This is a genomic window from Serratia sp. PL7, assembly GCF_945957435.1.
Window position 1 is genome coordinate 46,193 of record NZ_CAMFLB010000019.1, and the last position, 22,087, is coordinate 68,279.

General features: G+C 57.2%; 21 protein-coding genes. 5 read left to right on the forward strand and 16 right to left on the reverse strand.

The window, feature by feature from the left end; all coding sequences use genetic code 11:
* The first annotated feature begins 52 nt into the window (after nucleotides 1-52).
* Nucleotides 53-1,003, forward strand: a complete 951-nt coding sequence (gene metR, locus N6G83_RS40470) for an HTH-type transcriptional regulator MetR (RefSeq protein WP_024531203.1) — start codon at nucleotides 53-55, stop codon at nucleotides 1,001-1,003.
* Here the strand turns inward: metR and N6G83_RS40475 are convergent.
* A complete protein-coding gene (locus N6G83_RS40475) occupies nucleotides 1,000-1,863 on the reverse strand; it encodes a carboxylate/amino acid/amine transporter (protein WP_024531204.1) in 864 nt (287 codons plus the stop codon). The two genes, metR and N6G83_RS40475, sit on opposite strands and share 4 nt — an antisense overlap.
* 157 nt (nucleotides 1,864-2,020) lie before the next feature.
* Here N6G83_RS40475 and N6G83_RS40480 point away from each other — a divergent pair, with 157 nt between their 5' ends.
* Nucleotides 2,021-2,365 (forward strand): hypothetical protein, encoded by a 345-nt coding sequence (locus tag N6G83_RS40480; protein WP_211136188.1) that lies wholly within the window; start codon nucleotides 2,021-2,023, stop codon nucleotides 2,363-2,365.
* Here N6G83_RS40480 and N6G83_RS40485 read toward each other — a convergent pair.
* The 12 genes from N6G83_RS40485 to N6G83_RS40540 all read right to left on the reverse strand — a co-directional run bounded on the left by N6G83_RS40485 (nucleotide 2,355) and on the right by N6G83_RS40540 (nucleotide 14,872).
* Nucleotides 2,355-3,311: an AEC family transporter gene (locus tag N6G83_RS40485; RefSeq protein WP_211136187.1), complete on the reverse strand. Its 957-nt coding sequence runs from the start codon at nucleotides 3,309-3,311 to the stop codon at nucleotides 2,355-2,357. The two genes, N6G83_RS40480 and N6G83_RS40485, sit on opposite strands and share 11 nt — an antisense overlap.
* Nucleotides 3,312-3,526: 215 nt before the next feature.
* Nucleotides 3,527-4,264: a glycerophosphodiester phosphodiesterase gene (gene ugpQ / locus N6G83_RS40490; protein WP_024484626.1), complete on the reverse strand. Its 738-nt coding sequence runs from the start codon at nucleotides 4,262-4,264 to the stop codon at nucleotides 3,527-3,529.
* On the reverse strand, nucleotides 4,264-5,337 hold the full coding sequence (locus N6G83_RS40495) for a sn-glycerol-3-phosphate import ATP-binding protein UgpC (protein WP_161712638.1): 1,074 nt from the start codon (nucleotides 5,335-5,337) through the stop codon (nucleotides 4,264-4,266). The genes ugpQ and N6G83_RS40495 overlap by 1 nt, the downstream gene beginning before the upstream one ends.
* A 5-nt stretch (nucleotides 5,338-5,342) precedes the next feature.
* Nucleotides 5,343-6,188 carry a sn-glycerol-3-phosphate ABC transporter permease UgpE gene (gene ugpE / locus N6G83_RS40500; RefSeq protein WP_021181492.1) on the reverse strand — a complete coding sequence of 282 codons (846 nt, stop codon included), beginning with the start codon at nucleotides 6,186-6,188 and terminating at the stop codon, nucleotides 5,343-5,345.
* Nucleotides 6,185-7,072: a sn-glycerol-3-phosphate ABC transporter permease UgpA gene (ugpA, locus tag N6G83_RS40505; protein WP_211136186.1), complete on the reverse strand. Its 888-nt coding sequence runs from the start codon at nucleotides 7,070-7,072 to the stop codon at nucleotides 6,185-6,187. Before ugpA ends, ugpE begins: the two co-directional genes overlap by 4 nt.
* A 115-nt stretch (nucleotides 7,073-7,187) precedes the next feature.
* Complete coding sequence (gene ugpB / locus N6G83_RS40510) at nucleotides 7,188-8,507, reverse strand: sn-glycerol-3-phosphate ABC transporter substrate-binding protein UgpB (protein WP_211136185.1); 1,320 nt, start codon at nucleotides 8,505-8,507, stop codon at nucleotides 7,188-7,190.
* Nucleotides 8,508-8,700: 193 nt separating this feature from the next.
* Nucleotides 8,701-9,888: a PLP-dependent aminotransferase family protein gene (locus N6G83_RS40515; protein ID WP_024484630.1), complete on the reverse strand. Its 1,188-nt coding sequence runs from the start codon at nucleotides 9,886-9,888 to the stop codon at nucleotides 8,701-8,703.
* A 43-nt stretch (nucleotides 9,889-9,931) separates the two neighbouring features.
* The gene (gene livF / locus N6G83_RS40520; RefSeq protein ID WP_021807790.1) at nucleotides 9,932-10,633 is read right to left on the reverse strand and encodes a high-affinity branched-chain amino acid ABC transporter ATP-binding protein LivF; all 702 of its coding nucleotides are present in this window, start codon (nucleotides 10,631-10,633) and stop codon (nucleotides 9,932-9,934) included.
* Nucleotides 10,634-10,637: 4 nt separating this feature from the next.
* Nucleotides 10,638-11,405, reverse strand: coding sequence for a high-affinity branched-chain amino acid ABC transporter ATP-binding protein LivG (livG, locus tag N6G83_RS40525; protein ID WP_024484631.1), 768 nt, complete (start codon nucleotides 11,403-11,405; stop codon nucleotides 10,638-10,640).
* On the reverse strand, nucleotides 11,402-12,685 hold the full coding sequence (locus N6G83_RS40530) for a high-affinity branched-chain amino acid ABC transporter permease LivM (RefSeq protein ID WP_024529578.1): 1,284 nt from the start codon (nucleotides 12,683-12,685) through the stop codon (nucleotides 11,402-11,404). The genes livG and N6G83_RS40530 overlap by 4 nt, the downstream gene beginning before the upstream one ends.
* Nucleotides 12,682-13,608: a high-affinity branched-chain amino acid ABC transporter permease LivH gene (livH, locus tag N6G83_RS40535; protein ID WP_211136184.1), complete on the reverse strand. Its 927-nt coding sequence runs from the start codon at nucleotides 13,606-13,608 to the stop codon at nucleotides 12,682-12,684. Before livH ends, N6G83_RS40530 begins: the two co-directional genes overlap by 4 nt.
* A gap of 148 nt (nucleotides 13,609-13,756) precedes the next feature.
* Nucleotides 13,757-14,872, reverse strand: a complete 1,116-nt coding sequence (locus N6G83_RS40540) for a branched-chain amino acid ABC transporter substrate-binding protein (protein ID WP_024529576.1) — start codon at nucleotides 14,870-14,872, stop codon at nucleotides 13,757-13,759.
* A 463-nt stretch (nucleotides 14,873-15,335) separates the two neighbouring features.
* Here N6G83_RS40540 and panM point away from each other — a divergent pair, with 463 nt between their 5' ends.
* From panM to N6G83_RS40555, 3 genes are read left to right on the forward strand one after another with little or no spacing between them, the layout of a single operon-like run.
* Nucleotides 15,336-15,728 carry an aspartate 1-decarboxylase autocleavage activator PanM gene (gene panM, locus N6G83_RS40545; protein ID WP_024529575.1) on the forward strand — a complete coding sequence of 131 codons (393 nt, stop codon included), beginning with the start codon at nucleotides 15,336-15,338 and terminating at the stop codon, nucleotides 15,726-15,728.
* Nucleotides 15,725-16,942, forward strand: a complete 1,218-nt coding sequence (locus tag N6G83_RS40550) for a DUF3142 domain-containing protein (protein WP_211136183.1) — start codon at nucleotides 15,725-15,727, stop codon at nucleotides 16,940-16,942. Before panM ends, N6G83_RS40550 begins: the two co-directional genes overlap by 4 nt.
* The gene (locus N6G83_RS40555; protein WP_211136182.1) at nucleotides 16,929-19,004 is read left to right on the forward strand and encodes a hypothetical protein; all 2,076 of its coding nucleotides are present in this window, start codon (nucleotides 16,929-16,931) and stop codon (nucleotides 19,002-19,004) included. The genes N6G83_RS40550 and N6G83_RS40555 overlap by 14 nt, the downstream gene beginning before the upstream one ends.
* A 290-nt stretch (nucleotides 19,005-19,294) precedes the next feature.
* On the opposite strand, the gene rpoH is transcribed toward N6G83_RS40555, so the two are convergent.
* The 3 genes from rpoH to ftsE all read right to left on the reverse strand — a co-directional run bounded on the left by rpoH (nucleotide 19,295) and on the right by ftsE (nucleotide 22,082).
* On the reverse strand, nucleotides 19,295-20,152 hold the full coding sequence (rpoH, locus tag N6G83_RS40560) for an RNA polymerase sigma factor RpoH (RefSeq protein WP_074030142.1): 858 nt from the start codon (nucleotides 20,150-20,152) through the stop codon (nucleotides 19,295-19,297).
* A 315-nt stretch (nucleotides 20,153-20,467) separates the two neighbouring features.
* Entirely contained in the window at nucleotides 20,468-21,421 is a 954-nt protein-coding gene (gene ftsX / locus N6G83_RS40565) for a permease-like cell division protein FtsX (protein WP_024484638.1), read from the reverse strand.
* Complete coding sequence (gene ftsE / locus N6G83_RS40570; RefSeq protein WP_024529572.1) at nucleotides 21,411-22,082, reverse strand: cell division ATP-binding protein FtsE; 672 nt, start codon at nucleotides 22,080-22,082, stop codon at nucleotides 21,411-21,413. Before ftsE ends, ftsX begins: the two co-directional genes overlap by 11 nt.
* Nucleotides 22,083-22,087 lie beyond the last annotated feature (5 nt).

Below are 22,087 nucleotides of genomic sequence, written 5' to 3' on the forward strand. Positions count from 1 at the left end.
TACTGTATGATCCACAAGCGCAATATTTTCACTGTCACTGTGAAGGACTCTCATGATCGAACTGAAACACTTACGGACCCTACAGGCTCTGCGTAATACCGGCTCCCTGGCCGCCGCCGCCGCACAGCTTCATCAGACACAGTCAGCCCTTTCGCATCAGTTCAGCGATCTGGAGCAGCGTCTGGGCTTTAAGCTGTTTGTTCGTAAAAGCCAGCCGCTGCGCTTTACCGCTCAGGGGGAGATCCTGCTACAACTGGCAGAACAGGTATTGCCGCAGATCCAACAGGCGTTACAAGCCTGCCACGAGCCGCATCAAACCACGCTGCGCATCGCCATCGAATGCCACAGCTGTATTCAGTGGCTGACTCCGGCGTTGGACAACTTCCGCTCCTATTTCCCGCAGGTGGTGATGGATTTCAAATCCGGCGTGACGTTCGATCCGCAACCTGCCTTGCAGCAAGGGGAACTGGATCTGGTGTTGACCTCGGATATCTTGCCGCGCAGCGGGCTGCACTATTCGCCGATGTTCGACTTTGAAGTCCGGCTGATCCTGGCCCCCGATCACCCGCTGGCCAATAAGCCGCACATTGAACCGGCAGACCTGAGTGATGAAGTGCTGATGATCTATCCGGTGCAGCGCCAACGGCTGGATATCTGGCGCCATTTCCTGCAACCGGCAGGCGTCAGCCCGGCGCTGAAAAACGTCGATAACACGCTGTTATTGATTCAAATGGTGTCAGCCCGGATGGGGATCGCCGCGTTACCGCACTGGGTGGTGGAGAGTTTTGAGCGCCAGGGGCTGGTGGTCACCAAGACGCTCGGGGATGGCCTGTGGAGCCGGTTATATGCTGCCACCCGTGACGGCGAGCAGCGCCAGACGGTCACCGAAGCCTTTATCCGTTCGGCACGTCAGCACGCCTGCGATCACCTCCCGTTTGTGCGTGATGCCGCCAGGCCGATGGGCAGCCTGCCAGACACTCAATCCTTAGCCTCTTTGAGCTAGAGGCTAGCCGCTTTCGGCGCAACCCAGCGGCGATGGACCCATAGCGAAGCGACAATCACCGAGCCACCGATAATAAAGCTGGCCCAGTGCGGCTGCTGATGCCAAACAGCAAAATTAACCAGCAGGCCCGCGGGCACATGCATATTGTTCATGATGCCCAGCGTACCGGCATCCACCTGTGTCGCCCCGTAATTCCACATAAAGTAGCCCAGCCCGGAAGCCACCACGCCCAGCCAGACCAAAATGCCCCATTGCAGGTTGGTGGTTGGCAGTTGGTTCGGATTACCCCACAGGAACCAGGCGACCACCGCTACTGCCGCCGCGCCCAGATAGAACCAGGAAAATGCGGTATGCTGCGGCAGCGGGTGCACTTCCATCAGGCGTTTGTAACCCACCATGCCGATGGCGAAACTGATATTCGCCGCCTGCACCAGCAGCAACCCCCACCAGAAGTGATCGCTCAATTGGTGGTAGCGGATAATCGCCGCCCCCAACACGGCCAGCAACGCGCTGAACAGATAGCCCCAACGCAGACGGCGGCCGCTGATCAGATCGTAAATCAGCGTGATATACAGCGGCGTAAGCACCGTAAACAGCAGGAATTCCGACACGGTCAGATAGATAAAGGCACGGAAGCTGATCAGATACATGATGCCAAGCTGGAAGGCGCCCACCAGCATATACAGCAGGATCACTTTCAGCTTGATATTGCGCCAGCGCAGGAACGGCAGAAACACCAGCGCCGCCAGCCCAACGCGCATCAGCACCGAGAACCAGCTGTCGACATTGCCTGCCAGGTATTCGCCGATCAGGCTAAAAGAAAATGCCCATAAAATGGTGGTAATAACCAGAAGCAGCACGACAAGTTCACCCTAAAAGATCCGAAAGGGCGATTGTAGCGGAAGCAGAACAACAATGTGGCGCAAAGGAGGTTTACGTCTGAGTGCAAAATAAACTAACGAGCAATTTTGCCTGACTACGTTAGGCTTAAGACTACGGAGAGAACCGGAGATATATATGAAACGTCACCTTATTATCACCACCCTGCTATGGCTGCCTTGGTTGGCTGTGGCAGAAAACGGCGTCACTACGCTCAGCCAGCAACAGCAATTTCTTAACCAGCGCAGCCAGCAGGCACAACAACAGCGCATGCTGAACAATCAGCAGATGGAGCAGCGCCAACAGCAGAGTTATCAACTCAAGGCCAACCAGCCCAAAATGCTGCCCTATAACAGCAATAACAACCCGATGCAGCCACAGATGACCACTGGCAAGATGCTGCAAAACGGCAATCAGCCGGTTAATCCCTTTAACCAGACTGCTCCGGTAATACCGCAGGCGCCGCTCCCGGCTACACCCTGACCCCCATAATGGTGAGGATTAACGGGGTGGTGATCGCAGCCAGCGCGGTGGACATCACCAGGCTGGTAGCGGCAGGGCCGGTCAGCACGTTGAACTGCCGCGACATCAGGTAGACATTTACCCCCACGGCCATTGATCCCAGCAGTACCACCACACGGGTCTCCATCGGGGGTAAATCCATTGACCAAGCCAGCAACCAGACCACCATCGGCTGAACGATCAGCTTGAGGAAGCAAATGCCGCTACTCAGTTGCCAGCCCTCGCTGATACGGTATTCCGCCAGCCCCATGCCGAGTACCACTAGCGACAGCGGAGCCGCCACCTGACCCAGCATGCTGACCGGCTGATCGACAAACACTGGCAGAGGCAGGCCGGTCAGGCTGAACAGCGTGCCAGACAGGATGCCGATAATCAGCGGATTGGTCAGCACGCTGCGCGCCGTTTTGATAAATCCTTGCAGCGTGGGGGAGCCATTACGCGCCCATTCGATGGAGATGGTCACCAACGTCCACAAAATCAGGCCGTTAAAGACCAGCACCAGAGCCACCGATGGGATGGCCTCCTCTCCCAGCATCACCGTGGCGATCGGTAGGCCAAGCATGACGTTATTGGAGAAAATGCCGCCTAGAGCAAATACCGAACCCGAAACGCCGTCCAGCTTGAAGAGCCGCCGTGCGGCAATGCGGCCGATCACGAAGACGATCAGGCAACTGCCGAAGAAGGCGATCAGCAGGCGGGCATCCACCGCCGGACGTTGTGAGAAATCGCACATCATGCGAAACAGCATGGCGGGCAGGGCGAGGGAAAACACGAAGCGGGTCAGGCCATCGGTGATGCTAGCAGGCCACTTTCCCCAGCGGATAAGGCCATATCCCAGCACGATCAGCACAAATAACGGCAAAGACAGCACTATCTGGTGCCACAGCGAAACAATAAAGGCAGGCATCGTATCCCTTCCGATGGCGCGGCGGCAACGGGCTGACGTCGCTATGTTCTGGTCTGGTAAAATATCCCCTCACCCCAGCCCTTTCCCAAAGGGCGAGGGGGCCAGCCCGTGCACTCGACTAGCCTCTGCTCCTCCGGGAAGTAGGGCATATCAGCGAACTCGATCGGTTCGCTCTCCTTAGGGGGTTAAGGATCTTTATCCAAGCAATTAACCGGTTAAAAATCCGGGCCGATCAAATCTATCCGGTCGGTGCAAATACAGTCAACGCCCCAATTCAACAATAAACGCGCCCGCTCCGGCTTATTGACGGTATACACCAGAATACGCAGCCCGGCATCTTTTAGCGCCGCGACACGTTCAGCGGTCAGTTCTTTATGATTAATATGCAGCGAGACACAGCCCAGGCGCTCGGTCAGCTCACGCCAATTGTCATCCCACTTGTCCAGCAAAAGGCCGCGCGGCAGTTCTGGGGCGGTCTGCTGTGCCGCCGCCAGGGCTTCCACCGAGAACGAAGAAAGCAGCGGATCGGTTTGCCCTTGCCACAACATGCTGGCGGCAAAGGCCACCACCCGGCCGGTTTCCTCGTCGCTGCCGGTGGTTGGCTTGATTTCAATATTGGCCATCATGCCGTGCTGCTTACAGCGCTCCGCCACGTCCGACAGCAGCGGCAAACGCTCCCCTTTAAAGGCCGAGCTGTACCAGTCGCCGGCATCCAGTTCTACCAGCTTTTCCCATGGCAGTTCGCCCGCCACGCCCCAGCCGTTGCTAGTGCGTTCGAGCGTGTCATCATGCAGCAGGAAAATCTGCCCGTCCTGCGCCAGTTTGGCGTCAAACTCGATCATCTTGTGGCCATGACGCGCGCCGACATCAATCGCGGCCAGGGTATTTTCCGGTGCCAGAGAACCGCCGCCGCGATGGGCGACAATATGGGGATAAGGCCAGGCTGTAGTCATCAATCCATCCGTGTTCCGCTATGGGTAGCAAAAAAGTGCAGCGCCGACGCAGGCAGCTGTAAATACAGGATGCTGCCCGCAGGCGGCAGGGTTTCATGGCTCAGGCGGACGATCACGCCTGAACTCCCCCATTGCCCGTGTGCCAGGTTATCGGCGCCGAGCAACTCCAGCGTTTGCAGCTCTAACGGAATACCGCCCTGCTCGCGCGTACTCAGTTGAATATGCTCCGGTCGGATACCCAACGTCAACTCCTGTCCGCCCCACTGTGGCCGAGGCTCTGGCAGATCCAGTGCCATACCACCGGCCAGTTGCAGTTGTTTGCCGTCCGCACTCAGCGTGCCAGGCAACAAGTTCATCGCCGGGGAGCCGATAAAGCTGGCGACAAACAGCGTCGCCGGGCGTTGATAAACCTCACTTGGCGTACCAATCTGCTCCGCTACGCCTTTATTCATCACGATCACACGCTGCGCCAGCGTCATCGCTTCAACCTGATCGTGGGTGACATACAGGCTGGTGGTTTTCAGCCGGCGATGCAGCTGCTGCAATTCCAGGCGCATCTGGACACGCAATTTAGCGTCCAGATTGGAGAGCGGCTCATCAAACAGAAACACCGCCGGTTCGCGCACAATCGCACGCCCCATAGCCACCCGCTGGCGCTGGCCGCCGGAAAGCTCACGCGGTTTGCGTTGCAGCAGTGGTTCCAACTCCAGAATACGCGCCGCCTCTTCTACCCGCTGACGGATGTGCTGTTTGCCAAAACCACGGATTTTCAGGCCATAGGCCATATTGTCGTACACGCTCATATGCGGATACAGCGCGTAGTTCTGGAACACCATGGCGATGCCGCGATCTTTCGGTTCCAGATCGGTCACGCGCTGACTATCAATATAGATATCACCGCTGGTGGTGCGCTCCAGTCCGGCCACCATCCGCAGCAGCGTCGATTTGCCACAGCCGGAGGGGCCAACCATCACAATAAATTCACCGTCAGCCACGTCGAGATCGATCTGCTTGATCACCGGCGTTTTGCCGTCGTAAGACTTGGTGACCGCCTGTAGTTTTAAACCTGCCATATTCGTTACTTCTCGCTATCAACCAGACCGCGCACAAACCAGCGCTGCATCAGAAGAACCACCGCCAACGGCGGGATCAAAGTCAACATCATTGCCGCCATCACCTGATTCCACTGGGTCGGCGCCCCGGAGGTGGAAATCATGCTGCGGATCCCTGCCACCGCCGTACTCATCGAGGCGTCACTGGTGACCAGGATCGGCCACAGGTACTGGTTCCAGCCGTAGATGAAGGTGATGACAAACAGCGCCGCCAGATTGGTTTTCGACAGCGGCAGTACGATGTCCCAAAAGAAGCGCATCGGCCCGGCACCGTCGATACGGGCAGCCTCCAGCAGCTCATCCGGCAGGGTCATAAAGAACTGACGCAGCAGGAAGGTGGCCGTGGCCGATGCCATCAGCGGCAGCGTGAGGCCGGTGTAGCTGTCCAACAGGTTGAGGTTGGAGATCACTTCCACCGTCGGGAAGATACGCACCTCGACCGGCAGCATCAGCGTCATGAATATCAGCCAGAAGAACAGGCTGCGCAGCGGAAAACGGAAATAGACGATGGCATAGGCGGACAGCACCGAAACCACGATCTTGCCGCAGGTGATCGCCAACGCCATGATCACGCTGTTGAGCAGCAGCATCGAGAACGGCACCTTGAGGGTGCCCACACCGCCCTGCCAGATATGGCGGATGTTGTCCCACAAGTGTCCGCCAGGGACCAGCGTCATAGGTACCTGGAACACCTGCTGATCGTCCAGCGTGGCGGCCACAAAGGCCACATACAGCGGAAACAGCACCACCAGCACGCCAACAATCAGCATCGTATGGCTGAAGATATCCAGCCCGCGTCGGTTCTCAATCATTGGTAACGCACCTTACGTTCGACAAAGCGGAACTGGATCACCGTCAGGCCAATCACCAACAGCATCAGCACCACCGACTGCGCCGCCGAGCTGGACAGATCCAGACCGGCAAAGCCTTCACGATAGATTTTGTACACCAGCGTAGTGGTCGACTGCACCGGCCCACCGCCGGTAGCGGCGTCGATCACCGGGAAGGTGTCGAAGAAGGCATACACCAGGTTGACCACCAGCAGGAAGAAGCTCACCGGCGTGATCAGCGGCAGCACCAGGTTGAAGAAACGCCGTACCGGGCCTGCCCCGTCGATCGCAGCCGCTTCCACCAGGGAACGCGGGATAGATTGCAATGCGGCCAGGAAAAACAGGAAGTTATAGCTGATCTGCTGCCACACCGATGCCAACACCACCAGGAACATCGCCTGGCCACTGTTTTGCGCATGGTTCCAGTCGTAACCGAAACCGGCGAGCACATGGGTGATCAGACCCATGCCGGGGCTGAACAGGAAGATCCACAGCACCGCCGCTACCGCAGGGGCAACCGCATAAGGCAGGATCATCAACGTCTGATAGAAGCGGCTGCCGCGCAGCACGTAGTCCACCAGCGCGGCAAAGAACAGCGATACCAGCAGGCCAACACCGGCCACCAGGAAGCTGAACAACAGCGTGGTGTAGAAAGACTCCAGGTAATACGGATCCTGGAACAGCTGTGTAAAGTTGTCCAACCCGACAAACTGGCTGGAAAGGCCGAACGGATCGACGCTTTGTACCGAGTACCACAGCGCCTGGCCGGCAGGCCACAGGAAGAAAACGACGGTGATCAGCAACTGTGGCAGCACCAACACATAGGGCAGCCAGCTACAGGCGAAGCCGGGACGGGATGATGACATAGGGTTAACCGTTAAATGGGGATGAGGGACGGCATAAGCCCCTCACCCCAACCCTCGCCCAAAGGGAGAGGGAGTGGATCGATGTCGTTTGGCCGAATATGGCCCAATCTGACGCTTACTTGGTGGAAGCCTCGAAGCGGCGCAGCAACACGTCACCGCGCTGTACCGCGGCATCCAGCGCCTGCTGCGGGGTTTTCTTGTCGGTCCACACGCTTTCCAGTTCTTCATCCACCACGGTACGGATCTGCGGCATATTGCCCAGACGCAGCCCTTTGGTGAACGCCAGTGGTGGCTTGTTCAGCATCTGACGGGTGGCCACATCGGCCCCTGGGTTTTTGTCGTAGAAGCCCTGCTGCTTGGTCATTTCATAGGCGGCAGTGGTGATCGGCAGGTAGCCGGTCTTTTGATGCCATTCGGCGGCAATCTCAGGCTGGGCCAGATATTGCAGGAATTCCGCCACACCTTTGTAAGTCGCTGCGTCTTTGCCGTTCATCACCCACAAGCTGGCCCCGCCGATAATGGCGTTCTGCGGTGCATTTTTTGCGTCAGCATCAAAAGGCATCATGCCCACACCGAAGTCAAACTTGGCGTATTTGCGGATGCTGGCCAGCGAGCCGGAAGAGGCGGTAGCCATGGCGCAGTCGCCGTTGTAGAACTTCTCGGTAGGTTCGTCCTTGCGGCCAAAGTAGGTGAAGTCACCCTTCTTGTTCATGTCTTGCAGGAACTGAATATGTTTCACCTGCAGCGGCTGGTTGAACTCCAGCTTGGCATTGATGCCACCAAAGCCGTTGTTTTCACTGGCGAACGGCACGCCATGCCAGGCGCTGAAGTTCTCCAGTTGGATCCAACCCAGCCAACCGCTGGTGTAGCCGCACTTCATGCCAGCCGCGCGTAGTTTGGCCGCATCAGCCGCCAGCTCCTGCCAGGTTTTCGGTGGCTGATCCGGGTTCAAACCCGCTTTCTTGAAGGCGTCTTTGTTGTAATACAGCACCGGGGTGGAGCTGTTGAAAGGCTGGGACAGCAAATGGCCGCTCTTGTTATCGGTGTAGTAACCGGCCACAGTCGGCACAAACACCGATTCGTCGAACTTGACGCCCGACTCCTGGAACACCTGATACACCGGTTTGATCGCCTTGCTTGCCATCATGGTGGCGGTGCCCACTTCATAGACCTGCAGGATCGCCGGAGCCTTGCCGGAACGGTAAGCAGCAATGCCCGCCGCCAGGCTTTGTTCGTAGTTGCCTTTATAAACCGGGACGATCCTCACATCGCTGTGAGTTTGGTTGAAACGGTCCGCCAGAGAGTCGACTTCGGTACCCAGTTCCCCTTCCATCGAATGCCAGAATGGGATCTCGGTAGCAGCTATTGCATGGCCGCTGACCGCCAGGGCCAAGGTAACGCACAACGTGGTTTTTTTAATCGCGTGAGCAAACATGCCTAACTCCTGAAAAAGCGGGTGTGATCAAAACGCGTGAGCGAAAAGAAACAGTTTTTGTTCGGATGCTAAACATGCCATGCGCGGATGACAGAAAAATAACTCTGGCGTGACAGCTAGATGACAGCGAGGTGAAGTGCAGATGGCGGTTTGATGTCGGCGGTAGGGAATTCACCCCACCGCCGCAGAGAGATTACAGTGAGCGACGCAGGCGGGCGACGGCCTCTTGCATCTGTTGTTCGGTTGCCGTGGCAAACGACAGACGGAAGGTAGAGCGATCCGGTTTGTCAGAGAAGAAGTATTCTCCCGGCACAAATACCACGCCCTGCTTCAGGGTGGTTTTCAGCCACTCGGTGGCATCGAATTGCTGACGGAAACGCGCCCACAGGAACATGCCGCCTTTCGGCATATCAAAGCTGATCACATCACCCAGCTCTTTTTCCACCAGCCCGGCCAGGATCTCGCCTTTGTGCTTGTAGGCCGCGCGGATCTTTTCGATCTGCGCCGGTAAACGATCCAGCCCCAGATAACATTCGACGATGCTCTGCGACAGCGCGCTGGCATGCAGATCCGCCGCCTGCTTGATGATCGCCACTTTATGCAGCAGGAATGGCGGCAGGATGGCCCAACCCAAGCGCAGGCCCGGAGCCAGGATCTTGGAGAAGGTGGAGGTATAGATAATGTTTTCGGTATGACCCAGTACCTGCTGCGAAACCTGATACAGCGTAGCATTACGCTCTTCGGTGAAGCGCAGCTCGCCGTACGGGTCATCCTCGATAATCAGGAAGTTATGCTCCACCGCCAGTTTCACCAACTGCTCACGGCGTGCGGCGCTCAGGGTCAGGCCACTCGGGTTGCCGAAGTTCGGCACCACGTATACCCCTTTGATCTTCTGGGTTTTCAGCAGTTCAGCCAGTTCATCAACCACCATGCCGTCGCTGTCGGAAGAGACGGACATGACGTTGGCTTCCGCCAGCTCCAGCGTTTGCAGCGCCGCCAGATAGGTCGGGCGCTCTACTACAAACACATCACCAGGGTTAATCACCGCACGCATCACCAGATCTAACGCCTGCTGGGAGCCTGCGGTCACCACGATGTCTTCCGGCTTGGCATTAACGCCACGCTGTGCGCATAGGGTACAGATGCCTTCACGCAGCAGTTCGCTGCCTTCGGTCAGCCCATATTGGAACGCGCTTTTTGGCTGCTCGGTAATGGCCTGCTGGGTGGCAATGCTCAATCCTTCGAAGTCAAACAGCGCATCAGAGGGAATGCCACCCGCCAGCGAAATGACGTTTTCCATTTTGCTGTGCTTGAGCAATTCGCGGATTGCCGAGCTTTTGACCTTTACGATGCGCTGCGCGAGTAGTCCTTCTGTCTTCATTGCTTGTTCTCGTAATCGTTAAAATACGTATATTGCCGATGGTTCAACCACCGAGATAGGCCGAGCGTACTGCTTCGTTTGCTAATAATGCGGCCCCCGTATCTTCCAACACCACGCGGCCGTTTTCCAGCACATAACCACGATCCGCCAGTTTTAGTGCCTGGTTGGCGTTTTGTTCCACCAGGAAGATGGTCATCCCCTCTTCGCGCAGCTGCTGGATGATATCGAAAATCTGCTGGATGATGATGGGGGCCAGCCCAAGTGAAGGCTCGTCCAACAGCAGCAACTTCGGCTGGCTCATCAGCGCACGGCCAATCGCCAGCATCTGCTGCTCGCCACCTGACATGGTGCCAGAGCGCTGGCTACGGCGCTCCAGCAGGCGTGGAAACAGGGTAAATACCCGCTCGATGCGTTGGTGATACTGCTCGCGATCGGCAAAGAAACCGCCCATCGCCAGGTTCTCTTCCACCGTCATGCGTGAGAACACCCGCCGCCCTTCCGGTACGATCGCCACGGCCTCACGCATGATGCGCGCTGTCTGCCACTGGGTGATGTCCTGATCCATCAAGGTGATGGACCCTTCGCTGGCCCTTGGGTCGCCGCATAGCGTGCCGAGCAGGGTGGTTTTACCGGCACCGTTGGCGCCGATCAGGGTGACGATCTCCCCCTGTTGAATGTTCAGGCTGACCTGGTGCAGCGCCTGAATTTTGCCGTAATGGGCGGAAACCTGATTAAATGACAACATATGCTTATTCGCCCAGATAGGCCCGGATCACGTCCGGGTTATTGCGGATTTCTGCCGGTGTGCCTTGTGCCAACGGCGTTCCCTGATTCACCACGTAGATGCGATCGGAAATCCCCATCACCAGTTTCATATCGTGCTCAATCAACAGCACCGACACCTGGTGCTGGTCACGCAGCTCGACGATCAGGTGATCCAGCTCATCGGTTTCTTTCGGGTTCAGGCCCGCCGCCGGTTCATCCAGCATCAATAGTTCCGGGCGCGTTACCATGCAGCGGGCGATCTCCAGCCGACGCTGCTGGCCATAGGCCAGGTTACCCGCAGAGCGGTTAGCCATGTCCAACAAGCCCACACGCTCCAGCCATACCGCCGCACGCTCAAGCGCATCGGCCTCTGCACGGCGGAACGCCGGGGTTTTCAGCAAACCGGCAAACACGCCGCTTTTCAAATGCTGATGTTGGGCCACCAGCAGGTTTTCAATCACCGTCATTTCACGGAACAGCCGCACATGCTGGAAGGTGCGTACCACGCCCATGCGAGCAATGGTCTGGCCGGAAAGCCCTTCCAGATGACGATCGCGCAGTTTGATGGTGCCACTGGTCGGGCGATAGAATCCGGTCAGGCAGTTGAACACCGTGGTCTTGCCCGCGCCATTCGGGCCAATCAACGAAACAATCTCACCTTGATGCAGTTCCAGCGCGACGTTGTTTACCGCCAGCAAACCACCAAAACGCATCGAAAGCCCGGCTACCGCCAGTAAAGGTTGAGTACTCATGCTTGCTCCCCCTTCACGGCTTTGATATCAGCCACTTTCAGCTTCAACTGCGGGCGTTTCATCGGCAGCAGCCCCTGTGGCCGCCAAATCATCATCAACACCATCAGCGCCCCCAGCAGCAACATGCTGTATTCATTCAGATCGCGCATCATCTCGCGGGACACTACCAGCAGGATCGCCGCCAGGATCACCGCAAACTGTGAGCCCATGCCGCCCAACACCACGATCGCCAGCACAAAGGCCGACTCCACAAAGGTGAAGGATTCCGGGCTGACAAACCCCTGACGTGCGGCAAACAGCGTACCGGCGAAACCGGCAAAGGCGGCACTGATGGTGAAGGCGGTCAGTTTGATTTTGGTCGGGCTCAAGCCCAGTGAACGGCAAGCAATTTCATCTTCGCGCAACGCTTCCCAGGCACGGCCCAGCGGCATGCGCAGCAGGCGGTTAATCACAAACAGCGTCAATATCACCAGCAGCAGCGCTACCAGGTAGAGGAACACGATGCGGTCGCTGGGATCGTATTTCAGGCCAAAGAAGTTATGGAAGGTATCCCAACCACCGTCGCGGGCGCTGCGGTTAAACTCGAGACCAAAAAAGGTGGGTTTCGGGATCTGACTGATGCCGTTCGGCCCACCGGTAATTTCGGTGTTGTTCAGCAGCAGGATGCGGACGATTTCACCAAAGCCGAGCGTGACGATCGCCAGATAGTCTCCCCGCAGGCGTAGCACCGGGAAACCGAGCAGGAAGCCGAAGATGGCGGTGACGATCCCCGCCAGCGGCAGGCTTTCCCAGAATCCCAGACCGTAATAATGGTTCAGCAATGCGTAGGTATAGGCACCGATGGCGTAAAAACCGCCGTAACCCAGCACCAACAGACCGGAAAGGCCGACCACCACGTTCAGGCCCAGCCCCAGCATCACGTAGATCAGCGTCAGGGTGGCAATATCCACCGTGCCGCGCGATACCAGGAACGGCCAGACTACGGCGGCAATGATGATCGCCGCTGCCAGCACCTTCTGGCGCATTGTGGAGCCGTCAAAGCTGGGTAATACAAACGCCGGGCCGGAGATTTTCTTCATCCCGTGCTGCATCAGCGGACGCAGCAGTTGGAAGAAAAATACCACCACACAACCGATACCAATCCACATCCAGCGCACTTCGGCAGCGCCGTGCACCACCAGCTTGGTGCCGTCGAGGCTCAGTTGCATCCCCATCAGGAAGGAGGCCATGACAAACAGCACGACCGTGGCAATACAGGCGTTAAGCAGACCGAGTTTCATACTTTCTCAACCTCCGGACGCCCAAGGATACCGGTTGGCATCACCAGCAACACCACAATCAGCAAAGCGAAGGACACCGCGTCTTTGTATTCGGTGCTCAGATAGGCCGAGGTGAGCGCTTCAGCCACGCCCAGCACCAGCCCGCCGATCATCGCCCCAGGAATGCTGCCGATACCGCCCAGTACCGCAGCGGTGAAGGCTTTCATCCCGGCCATAAAGCCGATGTAAGGGTTGATCACGCCGTAGAATTGGCCGAGCAACACGCCCGCCACCGCCGCCATCACCGCGCCGATCACGAAGGTGAGCGAAATCACTCGGTCGGTATTGATGCCCAGCAGGCTGGCCATCTTCAAATCTTCCGCACAGGCACGGCAGGCGCGGCCCATACGCGAATAACGGATAAACATCGTCAATGCCAGCATCGCCAGGAAGGTGACCACCCAGATGATGAGCTGCATGGTGCTGATGGTCGTGGCAAAGCCGTTGCTCTCACCCAGCACCCACTGGCCGGTGACCAGACTTGGCAGCGCCACATCACGCGACCCCTGCGTCAGGCTGACGTAGTTTTGCAGGAATATCGACATCCCGATGGCGGAAATCAGCGCAATCAGGCGCTTGGAGTTGCGCACCGGTTTGTAGGCCACCCGCTCGATGCTCCAGCCATAGGCGCTGGCAATCACGATCGATACCAGGAACGCTGCGCCGATCAGCAGCCAACCCACGTCGATGCCGATCATCATCAGGGCGGCGATCACGATAAAGGAGACATAGCTGCCGATCATATATACCTCGCCGTGGGCGAAGTTGATCATGCCGATAATGCCGTAGACCATGGTGTAACCGATGGCGATCAATGCATAGGTGCTGCCCAGCGTCACGCCGTTGAACATCTGCTGCAGAAAATAGAGAAACTGCTCTGACATACTCTGACCTTCTAAGGTGTTGTACTGGCCGACAAAGAGCGGCCCAACGGCCTGCTGGCGTTGCAGGCTCCGGGAATTCCCGGTTTGTAGATTTTGCTGTCGAGGTGACCTCCGCGTTCAAAAAGCGCAGAGGTCACCTTAAACGGGCTTATTTAATCGGCGTTGATGAGCCGTCGGCATGCCATTCAAACACCCCGAACTCGAAGCCTTTCAGATCGCCTTTGTCATCCCAGCTCAGTGGCCCCATCACGGTTGCCACCGGTTGGCCGGTTTTCAGATCTTTGACGATATCTGCCGGTTCCTGGCTACCGCTACGCTCCATCCCGGTGACCAGCGATTGCAATGCAGCATAGGTGGTCCAGACAAATGGCCCAGTCGGATCCAGCTTCTTGGCTTTTAATGCATCAACCACCGGCTGGTTGGCTGGCACCTGATCGTAACGTTTTGGCAGCGTCACCAGCATGCCTTCAGACGCGGCACCGGCGATGTTGGACAGCGAGGAGTTACCCACACCTTCCGGCCCCATGAAGCGGGTAGTCAAGCCTGCCTGCTTGGCCTGGCGCAGGATCTGCCCCATCTCCGGGTAGTAACCACCGAAGTAGACGAAATCGACGTTTTCTTTCTTCAGGCGAGCCACCAGGGTAGAGAAATCTTTGTCACCAGCGGTGATACCTTCAAACAGCACTACGTCGGTACCCTGCTTTTTCAGGCTGTCACGCACTGAACGCGCCAGGCCTTCACCGTATTGCTGCTTGTCGTGAACCACGGCGATGCGCTTAGGTTTGATCTCGTTGAGGATGTAGCTGGCAGCCGTTGGGCCTTGGTCGGAGTCCAGGCCGGTGGTGCGCAGGATCATCTTGTAACCACGGGTGGTCAGATCGGCGTTGGTCGCCGCCGGGGTGATCATGATCACGCCTTCGTCTTCATAGATGTCGGAAGCCGGCTGGGTCGAAGACGAGCACAGGTGGCCGATCACGTAACGAATACCGTCATTGATGACCTTGTTGGCTACCGCTACCGCCTGTTTCGGGTCACAGGCATCGTCATACTCTACCGCCACCAGCTTATCGCCCTTGATCCCGCCTTTGGCGTTGATATCGGCAATCGCCTGACGCGCACCGGTGAACTCCATATCACCATATTGCGCCACCGGGCCGGACATGGCGCCCACTACGGCAATCTTGATGTCTTTTGCCACAGCGACATGGCCGATAGCCATCGCGATACAACCGGCCAGCAGCGCTTTACCCTTTGTTAATTTCATCCGCATAATCCCCATCTGTCGTTGTGAGTGTTTCTGTTGTATTTGTCACACCTAATCATTGTTTCTACCCGGCAGATTGCAAGTAACGGCCAACTGACTGTGGCTTGAAAAACGCCGGTAAATCGCTTTTATCTATAAGTAATAATGATTTAGGTATATTCGCGACAATATTTTCTAATAAGACTTTATTTTTCATATCATTAAACAGGAGTTTTCTTCTGCAAAGCAACTCCCAATGCCAGAAACAAGCGGTGCAAACAGGATAAAATCCGGATTAATTCTGCGCTGTTTAGCGCAAGGAACAGCGTGATATGCTGGTTAACACCTCATTAACCAATCGTTTACTCGGAAAATGCTCGCAGCAAAAAACATTTCGCGCAGACCTCGTATAGAAAAACTTACACAACGCTCTGTGCAAGATCCATTACACTGTCGACATCCTTTATCGGTGCGGAAATCCGGCATGAAACTGACCATTGAACGCTTGACCAGTTTGTCCCCACAAGACCTTATCGACCTTGGTAAAATCTGGCCACATCAACAACCTGCGCAGTGGCTAAGCTGGCTAGAGGAGGGTAAAGCACTGTTTGCCGCCCGATTTAACGAGCGGCTGCTGGGAGCGGTAAAAATCGAGATAGAGGGCCAGAGCGCCCAATTGCACGACCTGCTGGTGCGCGAAGTGACACGCCGCCGTGGCGTGGGGCTGTATCTGATGGAAGATGCCCAACGCCAATTACCACAGGTACAACATTGGCAACTGGATACTGCCGGATTGGCAGCACGTGAACGTGGTGAGGTAGGCAACTTTATGCGCGCCTGCGGCTTCCAGGCTCGGGGCGATTGCTGGCAAAAATGAAACGTTGGATAGCTCTGATCGTCATTATGCTGCTCGCAATAATGGCCTGGTTTGCAGGACGCTACCAGGCGATGAATCTTCATCAGCCTTGGGATCAGCAGGCCTACATTTGGCAAAGGGTGTGGACGCCACAGCACGCAGAGGCGCTGGCTACCAGCCGTGACCTGTTTACTACCTTGCGCGTGTTGGGTTTGCAGGTGCACCCCCGTGAGGGTTTCCGGGACATCACGGTCAATACCGCCCTGCTGAAACAGGATGGCCGCCCGCTATGGCTGGTAGTGCGGGTAGACGGGCAATTGATGCAGTTGGACGAGATCGCCATCTATACACGTCTGCAACAACAGCTGCAACGCTGGCAGGCGGCTGGTTTACCGGTGATTGGTGTGGAGATCGACCATGACGCCGCCACCGCACGGCTGCCCAAATATCAACAATTTCTGCGCCAACTGCGCCAACGGCTTCCCTCTTCATTACAGCTAGGCATCACCGTCCTGCCCGCCTGGATCGGATCCCCGGCGCTGCCCGGCGTACTGCAACAGGTAGACAGCTCGGTGCTTCAGGTGCATGCAGTGCTCTCCCCCACACAAGGTTTATTCGACGGCCAGTTGGCGCTGGAGTGGACACGCCAGTACGCGCGCCTTAGTCCTAAACCCTTCCGTATCGCTCTGCCAGCCTACGGCATGGCTCTGCTAGGGTTCGATGCCCAGGGGGCCCTGGTTGAAAGCGAAGTCTCGCAGCGCATGGCGGGCAAGATCCAGGAACTGACCGTGGCACCGCAGCAGGTTGCCGATTTTTTGCAGCAGCTCGCACAACGCCCACTGCCACGTCTGCGCGGCATTATCTGGTTCCGCCTGCCACTGGAAAACGATCGCCGCGCCTGGTCGATGGCGACGCTACGGGCAGTGATCCAGCATCAGCCATTGCTCACTAACTGGCAGGTTAAGTTTTTGCCGCAGCCACAGCAAAATGGGCTGTATGATTTGATTATTGAGAATCAGGGACCGGTGGATGCACCGTTACCGCGTGAGATCCACATTCAGGCAAAAGGTTGCCTAGCCGCCGACGCGGTAGGTCATTACCAGTTGGCAACACCATCGGAACCCCAACGCTTTATCCGCATTAGCGGCGATCAGCTACGAGCAGGGCAATCACGCCCCTTGGGCTGGCTACGCTGCCAACAGATCATGCCAGGAGGCACCCATGTCATACCTTGATTTGCACACCGCAGGGCATCGTCGCCGTGCGTTTCCGTTAGCATCACTGATCGCCGCAGCATTGATGGTGCCGCTGAGCGGCCAGGCCTGTGGGCCAGACTTCCCCAATCGCCTGCTGGTCAACCGCAACGGCACCCTGCTGTATATGCCTGAGGGCAACTTCGCTTTCGAAGCCACCCGTCTGGTGCCGGTAGACCCGCAGCTGCCACGCTGGCAGGCCGAAGCACCGGCGACGCCGCCAAAACCGATGCCCCTCTCGCCAGAACAGCAAGCCATTGCCCAAATGCGGGCAACCAAGACCGTAGAAGAAGCCGACGCGGTAAATGCGCAAGGGCTATCTAATGCCGCGCGCTTATACACGCTGGGGGCGGTAGCCTTTGCCGCAGAAGATCCTCGGGCGTCGCAATATTTCCAACAGGTGTTGGCATTGCCAGCCGCCGAGCAGGGAGCATGGGGGTTACGGGCGCAATACTCGCTTGGCCGCCTGCTGATGGACGATCATGGCACGCCGGAAAACGAATCCGGTAGCGAGCCGGTGGTGAAACATCCGGAGAAAGCTCAGCTTGAGCAGGCCCTGGCCGCCTTCCAGCAGGTGATCGACCAGGTGAAAAGTGGTACTGCCGATCCCGATCAACTGGCGCTGAGTAGCCTGGGCCAGCAAGCACGTATTCATTTGTGGCTCGGGGAAATCGCTCCGGCAGCACAACTGTATGCCCAGCAGGCCGCTCAAGGCGATCCCGATGGCGGACTTTCGTTGCAGTATATCTCCAGCTATTTGATCAACCCGCAGCATGTAGAGGCGTTAAAACAGGCCATTCACGATCCGCTGGTGCAGCAGTTGGTCACCATTGAGCTGTTCGCCCGCAGCAGTAATCTGGAGATGTCCGGCATCATTAACGGTGAGACCGGTGCCAAACAGCTTGTCGATCAGACCCTGACGTTGCTCAATGACTCGGTTAAAAGTGGTTTCACCGGTAGCGACCGGCTGGCGGCGCTGGCCTATCGTTCCGGGCAATATGCCATGGCGGCCAACCTGCTGAAAAATGCGGGTGATGGCGGTTTAGCCTGGTGGTTACGTGCCAAAATGGCCCTGCGTGATGGTGATGTGAAAGCCGCCACTGCCGCCTATGCCAAAGCCGCAGCCGCATTCCCTACGGATGAAAGCTGGGGAGAACAGCGTAACGAAGACTTCGCAGCCGAAATGATCGTGCCGGATTGCCGAGTTGCCGGTGAGCAGGCCATTCTGGCGCTGAACAGGGGTGATTATCTGCAAGCGATGGATCTGATGTATCGCGGCAAAGAAAACTACTGGGCAGACGTGGCGGATATCGCCGAGCGGGTGCTGACGGTCGATGAGCTGAAAGGCTTTGTGGATAAGCATGCACCAGCGCCCACCACGCCGCTCAAGCCGGTCAAACCTGACGAATACAATGGCGAGCGGATCACCCAAGAGGTTCAACTGCGTGAATTGCTGGCACGGCGCATGATGCGCGCTGGCCGCTATGAGGAAGCGGTGAACTACTTTGCCATTCCGAACTACCGCCAGGCGGCGCAGGACTTTGCCAACCTGATGAAAGCGGCGAAGGATAAATCGGCGGATAAGAACGCACGCGCCAAAAGCTACTATCAGGCGGCGGCGCTGTTGCGCTCGCAGGGATTGGATTTCACCGGTTACGAAATGACGCCGGATTACAATATTTATGGCGCAGGGTATTCCTATCTGGGGGATGCTTTCAACACCAAGGATATCAAAGACAAGAGTTGGATCAGCGCGGCGGAAGCGGCACGGGCCAAGAAATCGTTGCCAGACGCGGATAACCGTTTCCTGCATTACCGCTGGCAGGCGGTGGATCTGGCACAAAAGGCCGCCGATCTGCTGCCACCGAAAAGCCAGGCTTATGCAGCCGTGCTGTGTAATGCCGCTGGTTGGGTGATAGCCCGCGACGCCAAGACTGGCCGGGCGCTGTATCAGCGTTATATCAAGAACGGCACCCAGTTTGAGTGGGGGGCCAAGTTTGGCTACAACTGCCCGGCACCGGAGTTTGATACCGCAGCCAACTAGTGAACGGCCCCCTCACCCTAACCCTCTCCCGAAGGGAGAGGGAACCGTCCGCGTCCTAAGTTATCCCCTGCATCCAACTGCGGCTTCGGGCTAGATCCCTCTCCCCCAAACAAGTATTTATAACGCCCTCGGGCATACAGTGGGAGAGGGCTGGGATGAAGGCTAATAATGCTAAGCGGGTGCAGCATGCAGCGCACCGAACTATGTAGCGAGCAGGTAAGTAAGTCGTGTGATAAAAACAGAAAAGCCCGGCAAGCCGGGCTTTTCGAGCGTTAAGCGCTATATCGGTATCAGGCTTCGATCGCCATCTTCAGTTTCTTCATGGCGTTCTTTTCAAGCTGACGCACACGCTCAGCAGAGACGCCGTACTGATCGGCCAGCTCTTGCAGGGTGGACTTGTTGTCGTCGTCCAACCAGCGGGCGCGGATGATATGCTGGCTACGCTCGTCCAGACCTTCCAGCGCATAGGTCAGTTTGTCTGCGGCGTTGCTTTCCCAGTTATCTTCTTCGATCCCTTCGGCAAAGTCCGAGCTTTTATCTTGCAGATAGAGCATTGGGGCCATGGCATGACCGTCACGCCCTTCGTCTTCCGGCGTTGGGTCAAAGGTCATGTCCTGTGCCGCCATGCGCGACTCCATCTCACGCACGTCTTTGCTGGTGACACCCAGCTCGCGCGCGACCAGCTCCACTTCATCCTGGTTGAACCAGCCCAGACGCTGCTTGGTTTTACGCAGGTTGAAGAACAGCTTGCGCTGTGCCTTGGTGGTCGCCACTTTGACGATACGCCAGTTGCGCAGCACGTACTCGTGAATTTCTGCCTTGATCCAATGCACCGCAAAGGACACCAGACGTACGCCAACCTCTGGGTTGAAGCGACGCACGGCCTTCATCAGGCCGATATTACCTTCCTGGATAAGATCTGCCACCGGCAAACCGTACCCTGAATAGTTACGGGCAATATGAGCGACAAAGCGCAGGTGAGACAGGATGAGCTGCTTAGCTGCTTCCAGATCGCCCTGATAATGCAGCCGTTCAGCCAGTTCCCGCTCTTCCTCTGCCGTCAGCATCGGATAGGTGTTGGCTGCCCGCAGGTAGGCTTCCAAGCTGCCCTGTGGGACTAAGGCTAAAGTGCGCATTTCTTTGGTCATTCAAAACCCTCTCTTGATAAAACTGGTCATGCAGGTGATTTCACGGCGGGGGAGTTAGTGATCTTACGGCAGTTGCTGTTGCAAAAGCGGTTCCACACGCCGGGCACCTAAACATTTGCTGCAGATTTGGACCGTGCTCAACCCCAAAAGTTCACCGTTTTTCACACACAGTGCACACGACAATACGTCATGCAAGCTCAGGTTGATTGGGAATTTGTGCGTTTGAGAAGAGATCGGAGATATTGAGGTCTGGCAGCTCTTCTCCCGCAGCACGGCAACCGGGCCGCAGCAGGAGAAGAGTATACCAAAAATTCACTATTGTGGTGTAAATCGGCGTAAATGTTGCACGGTGGCCAACCAGGCGGCAATCCAGCCAATCATCGCCGAGATCAGCAGCAGCAACAGCGCCTCATCCCAACCCAGGCCATGCAGGGTAAAGGTGGTGCCAAATACCTTCGCCACGTTGGTCACTACCGACTCCAGCTTCCACACCAGTGCGCCAGACAGAACCAGCGACAACAGCGCGCCGAAGAAGCCGAGCATTGCACCACCGTTGAGGAACGGCCGCAGGATAAAGCCGTCGGTGGCACCGATCAGCTTCATCACGTTGATGGTATCGCGGCGGCTGAAGATGCTCAGACGCACGCTGTTACCAATCACCAGGAACACCGCCACCACCATCAGTATGCCGATCATCAAGGCCACCTGGCCCACCAACCCGGTCAGCGCCGCCAGGCGGGCAAACCAGCTGTCGTCCATCCTGACTTCATCCACGCCCTGCACCGCCGCCACGCGATCGCGCAGGGTGGTAAGCGTATCGGAACTCTGGAAACTCATCTGCGGCGTGACGATCGCCACGGCTGGCAGCGGGTTTTCTTCCAGCATATCCAGTGCGCCACCAAAACCAGACCAGTTGCGGAACTCGCCCCGCGCCTCTTCACGCGACAGGTAGTTCACCTTCTCCACCCCGGCCTCGGCCTTGATGGCATCCAGCACTTTGACCGCAGCGTCATCGTCGAGGGATTTATCCAGATACACCGTCAGCTGTGGCGTTGGGTACCACTGTGTTGCCGCGGTACTGACGTTCTTCCAGACGATGTAGCAAACGCTCGGCAGCGTCAGGGAGATAGCGATGACCATCACGGTCAGCAGCGTTGCCAGCGGTTGGCGCAGCATATCGGCAATGGCGTTCATCCAGGCATAGCGCCACTGTTCACGCCAGCCACCGCGCAGTGCCTTGCTCTTGGCGGTTTTTGCATTATTCGCCATGGTGTGCGCCCCCTAACATACGGCCCTGACTCAGCGTCAGGATGCGGTAATTGCGACGGGCGATCAGCCCGGTGTCGTGGGTTGCCATCAGCACCGTCACCCCAACCCGGTTAAATTCTTCAAACAGGCGCAGGATCCCTTCCGACAGGGCGTCGTCCAGGTTACCGGTCGGTTCGTCCGCCAACAGTACCGCTGGCTTGTTCACCACCGCGCGGGCAATGCCAACGCGTTGCTGCTCACCACCGGAAAGCTGAATGGGGAAGTTCTTCGCTTTATCCAGCAGCCCGACCTTGTCCAGCGCAGCCGAAACGCGGCGACGGATATCTTCGGTACTGGCTCCGGCGATAACCAGCGGCATTGCCACGTTGTCATACACCGTACGATCCAGCAGCAGATGGTGATCCTGGAAAATCATGCCGATCTGGCGGCGCAGGAAAGGCACCTCGCGGTTTTTCAACCGGCTGATGTCATGGCCGCTAAACCAGATATGACCGGCGCTTGGCCGCTCAATCCCACAAATCAGTTTCAGCAGGGTACTTTTCCCTGCGCCGGAATGGCCGGTCAGAAACGCCATCTCCGCCGGACGTAGATGAAAATCTACCCCCTGCAGGGCTTGCCGTCCGCCCAGATAAGCTTTACTGACCTGTTCAAAGCGAATCATCCGTA